Source organism: Mycobacterium syngnathidarum (assembly GCF_001942625.1).
In the GTDB taxonomy this organism is placed as follows: Bacteria; Actinomycetota; Actinomycetes; order Mycobacteriales; family Mycobacteriaceae; genus Mycobacterium; species Mycobacterium syngnathidarum.
Genome location: NZ_MLCL01000022.1, coordinates 69,792 through 83,856 on the forward strand (window position 1 = coordinate 69,792; position 14,065 = coordinate 83,856).

Below are 14,065 nucleotides of genomic sequence, written 5' to 3' on the forward strand. Positions count from 1 at the left end.
CAGAGCGTGTTCAACGTGGCTGGCCCGCGCGGGTTTCGACTATGCAGCGGCGTCCAGTGCGAACAACTCCATCTGATTCGGATCGTTCGCAGTCAACAGTGTCACGTCCTCGATGTGGTCCGGATCCTCGGTCAGCAGCTCGGCTGCGTCCGCCAGTTCCACGAGCTGCCACTGCCGCTCGATGCGCTCAGCGAAGCTACCGGTGGGAAGATCGCGCGCGGCGCGGGCGCGATCGATGATCGCGTCGGCCACTGCCTGCATACGGAGATCGTGGTGCTGGTGCAGCATTTTCACGTGGGTCACCATCGCCTCGACCACGTTTGACTCCGGCAGATAGACCCCTCCGGAGGAATAGGTAGCGACACCGTCGTACAGGTCGAACGGGTCGTCGCCGATCAGATGCCGGGGACGTAACAGTCTGTCGAGAATGACCTGGTGCCGGACCGGACCGCTCGACGGGAAGACTTTCCACGCCGCGTCGGTGTCTTCTTCCCAGCGTCGCGCCGCGGTTTCGACGGCCTCGGAGACTTTCAATGCCCTGCGGTGCGACGCGCGGGTCGCGAACGCTGCAACATCAGAGCTGGAGAACACAGTCTCGATGTCGGTAGCCACAGCCTCGCGGGCTTTCCGCTCGTCGCCGTCGGCCCGCGTCAGATAGGCCTTCCAGTTCACCTCGCCGATCGCCTCAGCCGGGGTGTCGCACCGTCCGATGTGCACGCCATGAGCCAGGACCGCGTCGGAGTGGGTGGCGAAGAATCGGATATCGACGTCGTTCCCGGACAGTCGCGTGTACGCGGCGGCTATGTGGGTGGCGGTCGCGGGGTCGATGTTCTCCTCAAAGCCGTCGGCGGTGTGGAAACTGATCTGTGGAGCGGTTTGTCGTTCCGTGCTTGTCTTCCGGGTGGGCGCGGTGTTTGACACTGTCTCGGTGGTGGTGATCGAGTTCTGCTCAGCGGCAAGCCATTCCGACCATTGTTCGCTGTCACCGGCGTCGGCGCGGTCTTGCCGTGTCTCGGCGACGAACAGGTCGGCGATCTCTTGACGCCGCCTCGCCCGGTCAGCCTCGATAGCGCCGAGTTCGGAGACGGTCAGGCGAGCGTTGCCGGCGCCGAGACCGTCACTGGCGGTGTGCTCGTGCACCTTGGCGTAGCTGGTCCGCAGATCGTCCAGCTCGCGAGGCGGTGCGATCACGCCGACAAACAGCGGGTGCAGCGGTTCGTAACCTCGGAAGTGCTTGTAGTTCAGGATGGCGGCCCGCCGAAGGGTGTGTTCGGAAGGAACGTGACCGGCGTCGGCGGCTTTGGCGGCGGCGAGTCCGCGCAGTGCTCCGGAGATGTCGTGGGTGACGTGCGTCGACGGGGACACTGAGGATACCGTGGCGGGATCCAGCCCCAGGTCGGTGGCGATCGGTGCCAGCGCGGAGGCGGGTGCGGCAGCAATGACCGAGAGCACACCAGGACCTGCGAACTGCGCTGCTGCGGAAGCCAAGTCGGCGCGGTAAGTCTTCATCGCGGCCCGACGTTCTCGGTCCCGTTGTGGATTGTGGGGGCAGCGGCGCTTGGCGGTGCGGCACATTGGCGGCGTCTCCTTATCTGGTGCGGGCGACGGTCCCCGCTCCGGTCAGGAACGTAGCGTGCAGCGCCGACAAGAACAGGCCGCGCCACAGCTCTCGCACCCGCCACGTGAAACGCCGAGAAGTGCCGCACCGTAGACGGATTCACCGCCCGGACTGATTTTGGCAGCGGGGACAACAGCACCTTTCCCGGTGCGGCTCAGTTCTCTTCGATCCGACAGGTGATCGCGTACTCATCGAAGTCGGTCCAGTCGCTGCAGGTCTGCACAGCGACACGCACCGTCTCCTGGTCAGGGATCGAGGTATGGGCGACCAGGGCATGGACGAGGAGATCACGGGCGCCGTCGAGTGTGTCGCTGGTTCCGGCGATGAACGCTCCGCGGTCGGGGTGCTCGTGAGTTGGGTACAGAGACAGGCTCCAGGTGTACGCCACTGTGTTTGGGCTCCTCTTTCCGATCCGCGATCTGTCTCAGTCCTGCATAAGTCTCGGGGCCTTGCCGCTCGCCTGCGCCGTCCAGCTGCTAAACGCCGTGAAGATGGCGGCGTTGAGAACGTCTTGGAGAACTTCAAGGTCGACATGCAGCATCGGGTCACTGATCCCGATGTAGGTGATGCATCCGCCGTGCACGGCGACCGCGACGTGCGGATCGTCGGGGTCGTCGACCCCGATCCCTACCGCCTCAACGCTGGGGAACGTCGCCTGAGTCCATGCCTCATCCGCATGCCCCGCTGAGTCGATGGCTTGCTGGAGCTTCGGGGGTAGCGCGGTCATCGCGGTGCCGGTGCTGCGGGCAGCGTCGAGGACGTGGTGGGCTCGCTTAAAGGACCCTGCGTTGAGGTCGCTTCGGTATCGGCTCCACCGGAGACTCGGCTGCCGTCGGAACCGGGGTAGGGGGCCAGCGGAGCGGTGTAGGTGGGTATTTCTGCGTCCGTCCGCGCGGGGGCCGCCGGTGTCGCGCTGGACGTGGCCGCTGCGGGGACAGGGGCGCAGGTATAGGGGTCGAAGCGGCTGGTGGACGCACCGGAGGGTCCTGCCTCCCCGTCGGCTGACACGGTGGCCGTGCTCGGCGCGACTTGGCCCTCGGAAAGCTGCGGCTCCGCGGCCGTATCGGTCACTGCGATGTTCGGTGGCCCGCCGGCCACCGGGGCGCATTGGCCGGGAGCGACGGTAGCGGTGACGGTAACGGTCGCGGGGGTCACGCGCACGTCAGCGGTCTCGGATTCGGGGAGTTCGCTGCCGGGGTCGGCGACAGCCACGGTGACGGCCGCTGACAGGGCGATGGATGCAGCGGCGGGGATCAGAAGGGCGGTCTTGAGCCTCATGGCGCGCCACGTTAGGCACGCGCCACTGCCTTCCACGAGCGCGGCGCGTCGTTACGGTGGCGCAGGTGAACACCCCCTCGATGCTGGCACGCACCGCGGTTTACGCGTTGCTGGGCCAACTGCTGGTGATCGTGGTGGTGGCAGCGGCGGTACCGGGTGGTTCGTCGTGGCTGGTGCTGTCCGGATTTGCCACCGCCTACTACGACCGAAATCTGTTCGCAGTGCGCATCGCGGCGCTGCCGTGGACCGATCCGGCTGTGTACGTGTCGATCCAGACCACGGTGCAGATGTCGATGGTCGCACTGGTGATCGCGGGGGCCTCGACGTTGGTGCGCACCAACCCGTGGCAGCACGGGGTACTCCCGGATTCCAGCCCGCCGCGCCGCGGCAAACCCAGCCCAGCGGACACCCACGCAGCTGGACCTGCACCCGCCCCCGGACTTCCTCCCGCTGCTGGGCCCGGGGCAGGCCTGTCGGGAAGTGACGCATCATGATCACCGCCCCTGCATTGCGCGCGTTGGCGCGACGGGCACTGGACACCCGACAACCCCTCAGCGCGTTGCGTGACGCCTGTTTGCGATACCGACGGCTGGCGATGCTGGCCGTCGGGCTGGCCACGGTTGTGGGTGCGGTGATGGGTGGGCTGGTGTTGGTGGCTGGTGTGTCCTCTCCAGCTGCCGCTCCGGTCGCGATTTCAGGGGTAGTGCTCACGAAGGCGGCCGATCTGTTCGGGCCGGGCGGAAGCGACAAGCTCTCGGGGGCGGAGCTGGCCGAATCCGGTGCCGATTCGAAGATCAAGTGCCTTCCGATCCCACCGATGCGGGTGGATACGCAGGACGTGACAACGCCTCCGGACCCGGTCGAGGGTGAGATGTCTCAGACACCCGAGGCGGGCCCGGTGCTGGCGCCGCTTCCGATCGCGGAGGATGGCTCACTGGAGCGCGCTGACGCCCAGACGCTCATCGACCCCGTTCCTCCCGGCACCAGCACGTTGGTCGCCCACGTCTGGTTCCTGTATCGGCTAGCCGGCCTGGGGGACTGGGACACGTTCGTGGCCGCCTACCATGCCGCGGATTTGCATGAGGACGACGAATCAGCCGATGCCCCACTGCAGCAGGTGCAGGCGCTCAACACCGCCGGTGTAGACCTAAGCCGGTACCGGCTTACCGCGGCCTCATTGACCGCTGCGGGGCAATACACGGGGCGGCTGAACGATCCGTACCCGGGATACCGGGAACTGGTGGCGATCGAGCTCGCAGCTACCTGCTTTGGTGACGAGGATGTCGCAGCGTCCCAGATGACGATGCCGCCGCCATCGACTGCCACACCACCGCCGGATCCCGTTGCAGCCGCACAGATCCCGGAACCCCACGAGTGATGATCGCAGATGAACGCGTAAAGGAGTCGCGTGGCATGCCGGATGCTCACCGTTACTGTTACCGGACGGCCCGCGGGGTTTCCGTCGGAGCTACTCGAACGACATGGAAGTTGGGGTCTACTTCCTGAATTTCGCCAACAACCTTCCAGTCCTCTGGAAGCTGGGCGAATGCCCCAGCTACGTCGGCGACGTCATGCGAGATGAGGTCGCGTCGGAAGTTGATACTCACTCCGCCTCGAGCGTGGTGCTCGCCGACGGTCAGGGTCGGATGGTGGTATGTCGCAAACTCAGCCCACCAAGTGGAACCCGCATTCTCCGTTTCCATGATGTGCTCAGTCTCCTTGCCGGCTCTGCTATTTCGTACCTTCACCGGACGTCGTTGATGGCATCGAGGAGCTGGTCCACGATCAGGCCGCTCCCCGCCGCGAACCGGCGCCCGTCGCCGGCCAGCGCCACGCCGTGATCGAGCAGGTCTCCGCGCGCGAGAACGATCCGGCCGCGACCGCGGCCCCCGGCGAGGAACGTCGAGGAGGACGTAACGGTCAGCCGACCGTCCCCCTCATCCACCAACAGGTCATGGCGCGGATCCATGATCGCCAACGCGTGCGCTCGCGTGAGCGGAGGTTGCTTCAAAGGAATCTCCCTGTATCGCGTACCTTCTGTGGACACTTATCCGCGCAGTCCGTTCGTTCGGTTTGACTTGCGTACATCCGAGGCCACCACCCATAGCTGGCACGCCAACAAAGCCCCCGTAACGCCGAGCCAGGCACCGTGGAGACCTTGACCACCGACGCCAAACACGATGTTGATCGCACCGATGCACATCGTCAGAACTCCAACGATGACCCCGCCGCGGAGGCTGAGCGCGCGGCCGGACAGGCCCGCTTGCAAGTTCAGTGCACCCAGCAGTACCAGCGCTATTCCTAGGGCGATCGTTATTTCGCCAATCATCAAGCCTTCCTCTCTTTCCGGTTATTCGAGTGTCCGTTGGGCTCTGACAGCGGATACCTTTGCCGGATCCGGTTTTCCGGTCTAGCGTTCGGCCAGTTTTCGCTGCGCTGCGTCGTCGACTTGAGTCTTCAGCATGCGTTCACGTGAGCGTCGGGAGGCGACAACCAGCGCTGCAAGCATCAGCGAGCTTGCGAATGCTGCGATGTAGACGCCGGCCGGCGGCGGCGGACTTGATGGAGCCGCCAGGTGGGCGCCGATCAGCACGCTGGAGCCAGCGAAGGTGAGCGCGACCGACAGAAACACGAGAGTGGTCCAAATGTTCTTCGACACTTCAATTTCTCCTTGTTGATGTTCGTACTCGTTCGGCTGCGCGCAGGACCCGCGTGAGTCCACTCATTCATCCTCCATACGCCAGGCAGTCGTGCGGGATTCCCCTGGATACCTGTTCAGGCAGCGGCACGGTGGGTGTGGGAGGCCGTGTCGCCGAGAACCTGAACCTCGTAGCGGAAAACGTCTCCGTCAGCGTCTGTGTCGTCCACCGAAACCAGCAGGTACGCGGCTTCGGTGGCACTGCGTTCGTCCGCAGCGGTGATGGTTGCGGAGATATCCGTCGACACCCACCACAGCGGCTGTTGCCCGTGATGTCGGTAGATCGCGGCCCGTGTGCCGGCAAGGCCCGCGTCTTCGATGACAGCGCCCAGCCCGTGGATTGGTCCGGTGCACAGGCGCACACCGTGGGTGGAAGCGCGGCGGGCCGCCTCTGCGTCCTTGGCTCCGATGAACCGGTGCAGTGTCACGCGGCGATCGAAGCGGTCAACGGATCCTGAAGTGTTCACCCGTTCATCGTATCTCTATTTTAGAGAATTCGTTATCCGATCGAGGAGATCGGTGGGGCCGGACGAAGCGGGGTTACCGTGTTGTCCCCGGGTTCGGTGCGCAACGTGAGCACGTACGTTCTACCGTCGTCGGTCGGAGCCATCTGGCCGGCCGACACCATTGACCGAACCGCCTCGCCTACGAAGTCCGGATTGCCCAGCGGGGTGTGCTCCATTTCGGCGGCAAGCGCATCGATCGTCAGTGGAATGCGTTGTCGGGTCAACGCGAATGCAGCATTCATCACCGCAGCGTTGGCTTCAGCGCCGCGGGTCCGCGACTCGGTCTCGTAGGCCGCATCAGCGTGTCGACGCATGATCCCTTGTTCCTTGCCTCTCTTGCGGGCCTGCTCGTCGCGCACCGCATCCGCCACGGCGACAAGCTCTTTGATGACCCTCCTGCGCACCTCCATTACCGCCTCGGCGGCGTACCAGTGCACATCCTGCGGCTGGGCTAGTCCGTCCAGTACGGCCAACACCACACAGACCTTGAGCTGCTGTAGCAGTGCGTGCCGGTCGGCAATCGCGCTGGCACGGTCCGCTACGGCCTCAGCGGCGACATACCCTCCCGAGGGGCTCATCGGATTGGCGGTAGCGCTGCGCCACAGTTCATCGTCCATGAACTCTTTGGCCGCCGGGGGCGGCTTCACCCAGACAGGGGGACGAGGACCGCCAGTCTGCGGAAGCATGGACGGCGCACCGCCGTACCAGTAGACCGGGGCGATCTGCAACCGCTCGGGGTAGTACCCGCCACGCATCGGCATCCGTTGAGCACCCAGCCACAAAAAGCGTTGCGGGGTGCCGCGATCGGATTCACTGAACAGAGGCGAGACCGCCTCGGGCTGGGCGCCCAGGCGGATGCCGAATCGGTAGGTGTGCGCGGTAACCATCGAGTGGCGTTCCCGGTCGGAGGTGATGTTTCCGACGTCCCCACCCATCCACATCTGGCGGTAGAGGCCGGTGGCCTTGGTGCCCTGGCGCCCCATCTCAGCAACGAACACATCGATCTCGTCAGAAGACAGCAGCACCGAGTCGCAGGCGCGCTCCTCGCCGACGCTGCCGATATGCGGAGCTTCTCCATCTGCCGATCGGTCCTCGGCTGCCTCCACGGATTCGCCGCCGGCACGGGGGAACAGCTTCAAGATCCCTTCACCGGTGCCGACCGGGACCATCATCACCCCTGGGACCAGCGTGTCGGAGGCTGTCAGCGTCACCGACTTGCCCGAGGCAGGGGGGCCGACCAGCACGCTGTAAAGGTTGATCGAGGTCCCCGCTCCAGTGGGTCCGGTCTCGGCGGGGATCGACCCGTCGGCGGGGATCAACCGCACAGTCGGCGGGACATTGGCCGCCACTCGCGGCAGCAGCGCGCCCAGCATTCCCCACCGGCCAACCCCGCGTGCATCGGCAGCCGCGGCGACCTGAGATAACCCTGGGGTCGCGGTGAAGATCCACTCGTGCTCAATTGTCTCGTGCGTTTTGCGGTTGGCGATTGGGGGGAGCATCTCGGCCCACTGTGTGCGGGTGCTGTGCACCGCTGGAACGTGCTCGGGCGTGCGGGGGAACGGGTACTCGTAGATCTCATCGTCGCCAGGTATCGGCATGTCGGCGACGTCGCTGATTTCCGGAAAGCGCCGCACCTTACGCGGTTTCGGCTGTGGCACAGAGGCAGGCATCGGGGGAGGTGCCGGCCGGGGGCTTAGCGCTGTAGCGCCATCGGTCAGCGAGGGGGCCGTCTCGGCGTGGACAGCCGCCTCCGGCGGCCGAGTCACTTCGATCACCGGTGGAGTGGGCGCGCCGCCGGCGATCGGTGACGAGGTATACATCTCGTCACTGTTCTCGCGCACGACGCCGTCACGTGCCAGCGCTTCGCGCAGGCCCTCGGCGGCTTGCCGGAGCAGCTTGGCGCGGGTATGCGCACCGCTACGTTCCGCGTCGGCAGCCTGTTGTTCGTAGTGTTCGGGGAGTACTGGCGCCAGCGACTCGGAACTGCCTCCGATCGAGATCCCGTGCGCGCGGCCGGCTTCGACGACACTGCACCCGCGCAGCTTGGCCGCAAGCTCCAGCCGCGAGACGTGGTCGCCGGGCAAGCCGAGCTGGGCGATCATCGTTGCGCTCCACACGTGTGCGCCGTTGCCGACTTCGCAGCGGTCGTGCAGCGTCATGGATTTCTCGTTGTCAGACCCTGCCCAGTGCGCGATGTCGCACCCGCAGCCGTCGACCTGCCCGACCAGGGTGATGCGGTGATCCCCGGCGATCCAGGTCTCCCAGGAGACCGCGTCGACAGCATCAGTGAGCTCGATCGAACGGGCATCGGCAGTTACACGGTCATAAACGGTCTGCGGCCGCGGCGCCAGGCATCCGTGCAGCGGTTCCAGTCCTGCCGGAACGGGCACGCTGCGATCGAACAGCCACGCAGGAGCCACATCGAGATTCAACGCAGGGTCGGCGCCATAGGCGCTGTGGTCCAGCGGGCCGCCTTGTGCGGCGGCGTAGGAGTATTGCGGAGCCTCGGCAAGCTTCGATCCGGGTGCGACGGCATAGCGGGTTCCGGCCAGCACATCGATCAGGCCACCGCCAGGCAGCGAAATCCCCATGGCGTCGGCAGGCAGGGTCGCGGCGTCCATGCCGTCGGGGACGCGCAGCCAGGTGTGCGACCCGCCCCACTTCTTGTTGTGGGGTTGATTCATCTGCGCTTTTGCCGGAATGACGGTGACACGTAGCCCCGCATTTTGCACGGCAATCGTGGCGTGGGTGTTCTCGGCGTCCAAGCAGATCATCCGGCTCAGCGACAGGTTCACACCGACGTTTCCGCCGCGGTGCATGTGCTCTGCGATCTGGTCCACGGTGTAGGCGGGCGCGAACGGCCAACCTGTCTGTGTCGGTCTCTTTAGCTGTGCCTTCAGTGGCATCAGATGCGCACCGAGTGACACCATCCTGGTCAACGTCACAGTGTCGACCTGTGGGGTGCTGGTGTCTGGGCTCATCGCGCAAACTCTCCTGGCCGGTGGTTTTGACAGCGCCTCGGGCAAGGGTGGGAGATGCCTGAAACGCGCCTGCGACGCTACGTTGAAAGGGAGGAAATGCCGGTCTTAAACGCAGAAACCGGAAACGGCGTGTCGTCTATGCCGATTACGTTTCCTTGCAATAATTCGAACACGTGTTCCGGAACGGCTGGAAGCGTGAGGCAGCGACAGGGGGGCGGTGCACCGGGGCCATGGCGACAATCACCCCCATCGAAACCGCAGGTTCCTCTGCGCCGCCCGAGCGTAACGCGGAGGTGGACAACGAAATCGCCGCGAAGCTGATCCGCGTCGCTGTTCAGCACGGATGGGTGGTGCACCAGCGCACGGCCCGGTACTTCACCGCTCGCCGCATTCGTGAAGGCGTCAGCACGGGTATCGGGATACACGTGTCTGGTGGGCGCATCCATGCCAGCCGGGCAATCACGGTCGATCGATCCGCCGGGGTCGATGACGTTCACGGCTGGTTGGTTGAACCGTCAGGGGAGCTCGGATGATCCTGCCTCCAGAGATCTGCGCACACGAGATTGATGTCCGGGAGGGGCGGCCTGTTGACCTCACAAAACTGACACACCACGGAGAGCTCCGGTTCCGCTGGTCGCTGCACGTGAACGAGCAGGACGCGGCGGCGTGTGTGCATGTGTGGTCCCCGTCTCTATGGCAGTGGAGCGAGGTGTGGTCGCTGAACAACACTCAGCCGATCCTGGCCGCCGCTGACCCCATGTTCAGTGCCGCCGACAAAGCTGCGGACTGGGGCCTGCTTTTCGCGGAGTTGGCGAAGTATGCAACGGAGCTCTTCGAAGGCGGCTGATCGATTCCCGCACCTGTATATCTCTAAAATGGAGAGTATTATGTCGGCATGGGCTCCCAACAGATCATCGGTGAGGTCACGGCAATTCCCGCGACGACGCGGCAAGAGATCGCAGCCTGCCGGGCGCTTGGGCTCGGCTACTGGTCGCAGGCGCCGCACCCCGGATGCGTCTGGGCGATTGACGATGAGCGCGTCGCACATCTGGTACGAGTTATCGCCTCCCGCAATGCGGTACAGGCAAAGTGCGGGCGGATCGACGCGCCCCTGAGGCCGCGCCTCTGCACGCACACAAACGCGCGAATCACTTTCGGTGCGGCGCTGGCGCCCGACCCGCCGACGCTATTCGACGACACCGGTCTCCTAAGCGCCTGACACAGATGATGGCACATCAAAACGAAGAGGAAGACGCAGCGCCTTGAACGACACTCGTCACGAGAATCGGCACGGACCATCAGACCTCGCACGTCTGACCTCGATCCTTGATCAAGTCGCCGCCTCCGGCACGAACCTCACCCCCACGAACAGAAGCGCCCGCCGCGCTGCTGCACGGACGGCGCTGCGTCAGGCCCGCGCCGAAGAAAGAGCAGCAGCACACCCGCGAAACGAGGCGAACTGATGGCGCTGATGACGAATGCCTACTGGAACAAAGATTCTGGAGCCGTGTGGGTCGATCCAGGTGCAGGAGCAGCCGTGGTGAAGATAGCCGGCGAAGCCACCAGCGCCCTGGCCGCCTACGACGCGCTTGCCCTAGCTGGTTTCGTTCGTCACGGGAACTGGGAGATCGTCCCCGGTGCGTCGCGGCACCGTGTCGCCGCCGTCACCCGGTCCGACTGACAAGGCACGACAACAGCTTCCGGCTCAGTAGCCCTGGTATCCACCCGTACCGACCCCCTGACGCGACATGAACGCGCCGAGACCCGAACCGTCAGCCCCGACGTTGTAGGTGTCCATGACGTAGTTGATCGAAGCGCTCGCCGAGGCGACCGGATCGTAGATCGAGTTCGACGTACCTGCCATGTGGTAGGCCGCGAATGTGGACGGAATGCACTGCCATTGACCGCGGCTGCTGTTGGACGGTAACCCATCCTCCATGATCATTCCGGTCGCGTTGGAATCCCATCCATTGCCGGCGTTCGGATTTCCGCCAGACTCGCCTTGGGACATGTGCTGATACAGGGCCTGCCACTGCTCACGCAGTGCAGGGTCATCAGGGATCCCGTTGATGGTCAGCGCCTGATTGATCACGGACGCTGTTTCCTGGGCCGTTAGCGGTCCACCGGGGTACTTCGCCAGCGACACTTGCGATACGTCAAGGGGATCCGGGTTTTGTGGCGAGGTCGCCGAAGAGCCTGCGAACGGATCGTCGCTGTGAGGGAAGATTCCATTGGCGCCATCGGATTCGGCCTGCGCGCGCGACGCTTCGATCAGCGCTGCCAGAATCTGTGGGTCGATACTGGTGACACCGGCTGGCGGGGTTGCGGGTACCGGGGCCGGCATCGGTGCGGGCGAGGGAGCCGTTGGTGCGCTCTGCTGGGGTGCTGATGACGGAACCGTGGGCATCGAGCCAGCATTGTTGACGCGCTTGGCGCCCTTGTTGTCGAGATCCTCAACACCCTTGGCGAACTTGTCGGTCTTCTTTGTGCCGTCTTTGACCTTGCCGCGCGCTCGCTCACCATCCTTGGTGGTGTCATCGACTGCCGCCGTCAACCCTGGATGCACCCCGGGGGCTGCGGGGGTTCGGTCAGCATTGCCTGGAAGCGTGCTGTCGGCCTTCTGCGCCCCGGAAACAAGCGCCGCTCCGTCACTGCTGATCTCACCGGCCATCAATCGTTCCTTCCGCGTATCCGCACTTACTTGACCGCACCCGGATCCAGTCGCGGCGCCGTAGGCGACGGGACGTCGGTTCCGGTTCCGGTGTCGGTGGCCGCGGCGTTGGCCGGCCCACCCTCGCCCTGGCGTGGCACACCGGGAGTTCCGACGGACGGGATGGCCTGCGTCCCGGTTTCCGGCGCCGCGTCAGGATCGGCCGGGGCCCCTGCGGGCGCAGCCGGTGATACTGGCGATCCGTCGGCCGGAACTTGTGGCTCGGGGGTCCCGCCGGGAACGTCGAAGGCCGTCGCGGCGGGAGCCTGACCGGATACCGGTGAGGATGCGGCACCGGCATCCTCGAGATGGAAGTACGCGGCGCGCTCACCCATGTCCTGCGGCAGCGCGCTCGCGTCGACCACCTTGTACTCCGACAGGTCGTAGAACGCACCGTCACCGAGCAGCATGAACTTCTTGTCACCGGTGTCGAGGATGTCGCCGGGCTTGGCGTCGACCGGTGCAACCTGCTGCCCCAGGTCCTGACCCGGTACCGGAGGCTTGAGTCCGGCCTGGGCAGCGGCATCGGCCAGCGACACCGGATGCGTCGGGTCGGCGGCCGCCAGCACCTGCGCCAGCTTGGCGCTCTTGGCGTCGGGGAAGGTAACTTTGCGGTCTTTCACTTGAACCTCTTTGCTCTGCTCGGGTACGGCCGCCGGCTTGGCGGTCGGTGGAACACCGGTCACCGGCGCGGCGGGGGCAGCCCCAGCGGTGACCGGCGCAGTGCTCGCCGGCTTGGCCGTGTCGGACTTCACCGCGGTCAGCGGCTCGGGCTTGCGGTCCTCGCGCTTCTTGCGGTCCTTGTCGTCATCGAGCAACTTCTTGGGCTCAGAATCCGGTTTCGACGACGCCGGGCTGTTCAACGGGGTGCCGCCACCGCCGGAGCCGGTCGACGGTGCGCCCATCGGCGTGCCCATCGAACCGGCGGACGGGGTGTGGCCCAGCTTCGACAACAGATTGCCCAGGTCTGACTTGTCGCTTTTGCCGGTGTCTTTCACCGACGGCCCGGTCGGCGATGCGGGTGCCGGGGCCAGTGGCGAAGGATGCGCGGTGACCGGGGTGGTGGCGGTCTTGTCGTGCGGGCTGGTGGTTGCCGACCGTGCCTGTACCGGGGCCGGGATCGGGCCGTCGAACACGGTCGCCAGCTTGTCGGCGGCAGCCTGCACTTTGGTCAGCTCTGTTTCGAGGGTGTTCTTCAGCGTTGTCGCCGGTGATTGATCGGTCAGCGCGCCGTGGTCGGTGAGCTGGTTGCGGGCGTTGCGGTTGGCGGACAGCAGCGCGTCGTAGGCGGATTCGGCTGCCTTGGACCCGGCGCGCAGCTGCGCCATCACCTCGGGCACTTTGTCGGGCAGTTCCGCGATCGCCGAAAAGTGCGGGGCCAGCTTCTGGCGGTACTGCTCGAAGTAGGGCTCCCCGGACTGGGCCATGGTCTGATCCATTTGATGGAACAGGTCCGCGATACCGGTCAGCCACGTTTTCACCGCGGCTTCGACCTGCGGGGTATCCAGGGTCAGTGCCGCCGGCGGGTTCGAGTTCCACACCGAGCCGTTCGGCCCGTCTTCGAAGCCGAAGATGTTGCGCTGCACCGTCGCCAGCGCCGCGTCGACCTCTCGGACCCCTGCGGCCTCACTGGCCGAGGCCGGCAACATGCGTGTGGAAGTGCCGTCGGGTGCGTCCCACATACCGTAGCCGGCGCCGCCGTTGCCCCACAGGTGCCAGTCGGGCCCGAATGCCTCCCACGCCTGGCCTGCGCCCAATCCGATCCATCCGATGGGGCCGGGGATTGCGCCGATGGTATTGAGAAGGGCACCGACAACGTCGCCGTCTTTGAGGTCTTGCGCGGCGAATCCGAGGCCGACGACGGTGCCGATACCGGGCACTGCACGGGCGCCTATCTTCAAGGCACTCTTGGCCATTCCCTTGGCGCCAAGTTTTTCGATCCCCTTGTCGAGAACATCGACACCCCTGCTGTACTGGGCCTTATAGAGGCCCCCGGCCCCCTGGACCGTTCCGGTCGCGGTGAGCTTGCCGGCGGGCTTGGCGGCGCCGGCCGTTGACGGAGCTGGGGCTGCCAGTTTGGCCGCATTCGTCGGTGACGTGGTGTTGGTAGCAGCGGCAGGAGCATCCGCTGCTGTCGGTGCGGTGCCCGATGCCGATGTAGGGGGAGCGTCAGCGGCAGGCTTGGTCGCGTCACTCGTTGCGGCGTCGTGGGTCGGGTTGGGGACACCCTGCGCCCCTGTGGACTCACTCACGATCGGCTCTCCTCATCTGACT

Annotated in this window: 17 protein-coding genes; 6 read left to right on the forward strand and 11 right to left on the reverse strand. The window is 65.5% G+C overall.

What is annotated here, in order from left to right; genetic code table 11:
* Window positions 1–39 precede the first annotated feature (39 nt).
* The 4 genes from BKG60_RS04935 to BKG60_RS04950 all read right to left on the reverse strand — a co-directional run bounded on the left by BKG60_RS04935 (window position 40) and on the right by BKG60_RS04950 (window position 2,896).
* Window positions 40–1,509: a hypothetical protein gene (locus BKG60_RS04935; protein ID WP_083650246.1), complete on the reverse strand. Its 1,470-nt coding sequence runs from the start codon at window positions 1,507–1,509 to the stop codon at window positions 40–42.
* A 263-nt stretch (window positions 1,510–1,772) separates the two neighbouring features.
* Window positions 1,773–2,006, reverse strand: coding sequence for a hypothetical protein (locus BKG60_RS04940; RefSeq protein WP_019346159.1), 234 nt, complete (start codon window positions 2,004–2,006; stop codon window positions 1,773–1,775).
* Between the two features lie 36 nt (window positions 2,007–2,042).
* A complete protein-coding gene (locus tag BKG60_RS04945) occupies window positions 2,043–2,345 on the reverse strand; it encodes a hypothetical protein (RefSeq protein WP_019346158.1) in 303 nt (100 codons plus the stop codon).
* Window positions 2,342–2,896 (reverse strand): hypothetical protein, encoded by a 555-nt coding sequence (locus BKG60_RS04950; RefSeq protein ID WP_075909302.1) that lies wholly within the window; start codon window positions 2,894–2,896, stop codon window positions 2,342–2,344. Before BKG60_RS04950 ends, BKG60_RS04945 begins: the two co-directional genes overlap by 4 nt.
* Window positions 2,897–2,961: 65 nt before the next feature.
* On the opposite strand from BKG60_RS04950, the gene BKG60_RS04955 reads away from it, so the two are divergent.
* Together BKG60_RS04955 and BKG60_RS04960 are read left to right on the forward strand one after the other, a co-directional pair.
* The gene (locus BKG60_RS04955; RefSeq protein WP_075909323.1) at window positions 2,962–3,390 is read left to right on the forward strand and encodes a hypothetical protein; all 429 of its coding nucleotides are present in this window, start codon (window positions 2,962–2,964) and stop codon (window positions 3,388–3,390) included.
* Window positions 3,387–4,274 (forward strand): hypothetical protein, encoded by an 888-nt coding sequence (locus tag BKG60_RS04960; RefSeq protein ID WP_075909303.1) that lies wholly within the window; start codon window positions 3,387–3,389, stop codon window positions 4,272–4,274. The genes BKG60_RS04955 and BKG60_RS04960 overlap by 4 nt, the downstream gene beginning before the upstream one ends.
* Before the next feature lie 366 nt (window positions 4,275–4,640).
* Here BKG60_RS04960 and BKG60_RS04970 read toward each other — a convergent pair whose 3' ends face one another.
* The gene (locus BKG60_RS04970; RefSeq protein ID WP_131827508.1) at window positions 4,641–4,907 is read right to left on the reverse strand and encodes a hypothetical protein; all 267 of its coding nucleotides are present in this window, start codon (window positions 4,905–4,907) and stop codon (window positions 4,641–4,643) included.
* Window positions 4,908–5,054: 147 nt separating this feature from the next.
* Between BKG60_RS04970 and BKG60_RS31900 the strand changes: the two genes are divergently transcribed.
* On the forward strand, window positions 5,055–5,201 hold the full coding sequence (locus BKG60_RS31900) for a hypothetical protein (RefSeq protein ID WP_165688701.1): 147 nt from the start codon (window positions 5,055–5,057) through the stop codon (window positions 5,199–5,201).
* Between the two features lie 105 nt (window positions 5,202–5,306).
* On the opposite strand, the gene BKG60_RS04980 is transcribed toward BKG60_RS31900, so the two are convergent.
* The 4 genes from BKG60_RS04980 to BKG60_RS31905 form a co-directional block, all read right to left on the reverse strand.
* On the reverse strand, window positions 5,307–5,618 hold the full coding sequence (locus tag BKG60_RS04980) for a hypothetical protein (protein WP_131827509.1): 312 nt from the start codon (window positions 5,616–5,618) through the stop codon (window positions 5,307–5,309).
* 53 nt (window positions 5,619–5,671) lie between these two features.
* Window positions 5,672–6,061, reverse strand: coding sequence for a hypothetical protein (locus tag BKG60_RS04985; RefSeq protein ID WP_131827510.1), 390 nt, complete (start codon window positions 6,059–6,061; stop codon window positions 5,672–5,674).
* A 32-nt stretch (window positions 6,062–6,093) separates the two neighbouring features.
* A complete protein-coding gene (locus BKG60_RS04990; protein ID WP_047036696.1) occupies window positions 6,094–9,081 on the reverse strand; it encodes a bifunctional DNA primase/polymerase in 2,988 nt (995 codons plus the stop codon).
* A gap of 77 nt (window positions 9,082–9,158) precedes the next feature.
* Window positions 9,159–9,578 (reverse strand): hypothetical protein, encoded by a 420-nt coding sequence (locus tag BKG60_RS31905; RefSeq protein WP_165688702.1) that lies wholly within the window; start codon window positions 9,576–9,578, stop codon window positions 9,159–9,161.
* Window positions 9,579–9,610: 32 nt separating this feature from the next.
* Between BKG60_RS31905 and BKG60_RS05000 the strand changes: the two genes are divergently transcribed.
* The 3 genes from BKG60_RS05000 to BKG60_RS05010 all read left to right on the forward strand — a co-directional run bounded on the left by BKG60_RS05000 (window position 9,611) and on the right by BKG60_RS05010 (window position 10,762).
* Window positions 9,611–9,928, forward strand: coding sequence for a hypothetical protein (locus BKG60_RS05000; protein WP_075909310.1), 318 nt, complete (start codon window positions 9,611–9,613; stop codon window positions 9,926–9,928).
* A 48-nt stretch (window positions 9,929–9,976) separates the two neighbouring features.
* The gene (locus tag BKG60_RS05005) at window positions 9,977–10,300 is read left to right on the forward strand and encodes a DUF7457 domain-containing protein (RefSeq protein ID WP_075909311.1); all 324 of its coding nucleotides are present in this window, start codon (window positions 9,977–9,979) and stop codon (window positions 10,298–10,300) included.
* Window positions 10,301–10,543: 243 nt separating this feature from the next.
* Window positions 10,544–10,762 (forward strand): hypothetical protein, encoded by a 219-nt coding sequence (locus BKG60_RS05010; RefSeq protein ID WP_131827511.1) that lies wholly within the window; start codon window positions 10,544–10,546, stop codon window positions 10,760–10,762.
* 24 nt (window positions 10,763–10,786) lie between these two features.
* Here BKG60_RS05010 and BKG60_RS05015 read toward each other — a convergent pair whose 3' ends face one another.
* Window positions 10,787–11,752 carry a transglycosylase SLT domain-containing protein gene (locus tag BKG60_RS05015; RefSeq protein WP_075909313.1) on the reverse strand — a complete coding sequence of 322 codons (966 nt, stop codon included), beginning with the start codon at window positions 11,750–11,752 and terminating at the stop codon, window positions 10,787–10,789.
* A 26-nt stretch (window positions 11,753–11,778) separates the two neighbouring features.
* On the reverse strand, window positions 11,779–14,043 hold the full coding sequence (locus tag BKG60_RS05020; RefSeq protein WP_131827512.1) for a hypothetical protein: 2,265 nt from the start codon (window positions 14,041–14,043) through the stop codon (window positions 11,779–11,781).
* Window positions 14,044–14,065: the final 22 nt, after the last annotated feature.

What these genes read in the sequence shown, in the direction of transcription:
- BKG60_RS04950 (WP_075909302.1), bottom strand. Translation starts at nt 2,896, where the DNA reads ATGAGGCTCAAGACCGCCCTTCTGATCCCCGCCGCTGCATCCATCGCC.
- BKG60_RS04990 (WP_047036696.1), bottom strand. Translation starts at nt 9,081, where the DNA reads ATGAGCCCAGACACCAGCACCCCACAGGTCGACACTGTGACGTTGACC.
- BKG60_RS04960 (WP_075909303.1), top strand. Translation starts at nt 3,387, where the DNA reads ATGATCACCGCCCCTGCATTGCGCGCGTTGGCGCGACGGGCACTGGAC.
- BKG60_RS05010 (WP_131827511.1), top strand. Translation starts at nt 10,544, where the DNA reads ATGGCGCTGATGACGAATGCCTACTGGAACAAAGATTCTGGAGCCGTG.
- BKG60_RS04945 (WP_019346158.1), bottom strand. Translation starts at nt 2,345, where the DNA reads ATGACCGCGCTACCCCCGAAGCTCCAGCAAGCCATCGACTCAGCGGGG.
- BKG60_RS05000 (WP_075909310.1), top strand. Translation starts at nt 9,611, where the DNA reads ATGATCCTGCCTCCAGAGATCTGCGCACACGAGATTGATGTCCGGGAG.
- BKG60_RS04935 (WP_083650246.1), bottom strand. Translation starts at nt 1,509, where the DNA reads ATGAAGACTTACCGCGCCGACTTGGCTTCCGCAGCAGCGCAGTTCGCA.
- BKG60_RS05005 (WP_075909311.1), top strand. Translation starts at nt 9,977, where the DNA reads ATGGGCTCCCAACAGATCATCGGTGAGGTCACGGCAATTCCCGCGACG.
- BKG60_RS05015 (WP_075909313.1), bottom strand. Translation starts at nt 11,752, where the DNA reads ATGGCCGGTGAGATCAGCAGTGACGGAGCGGCGCTTGTTTCCGGGGCG.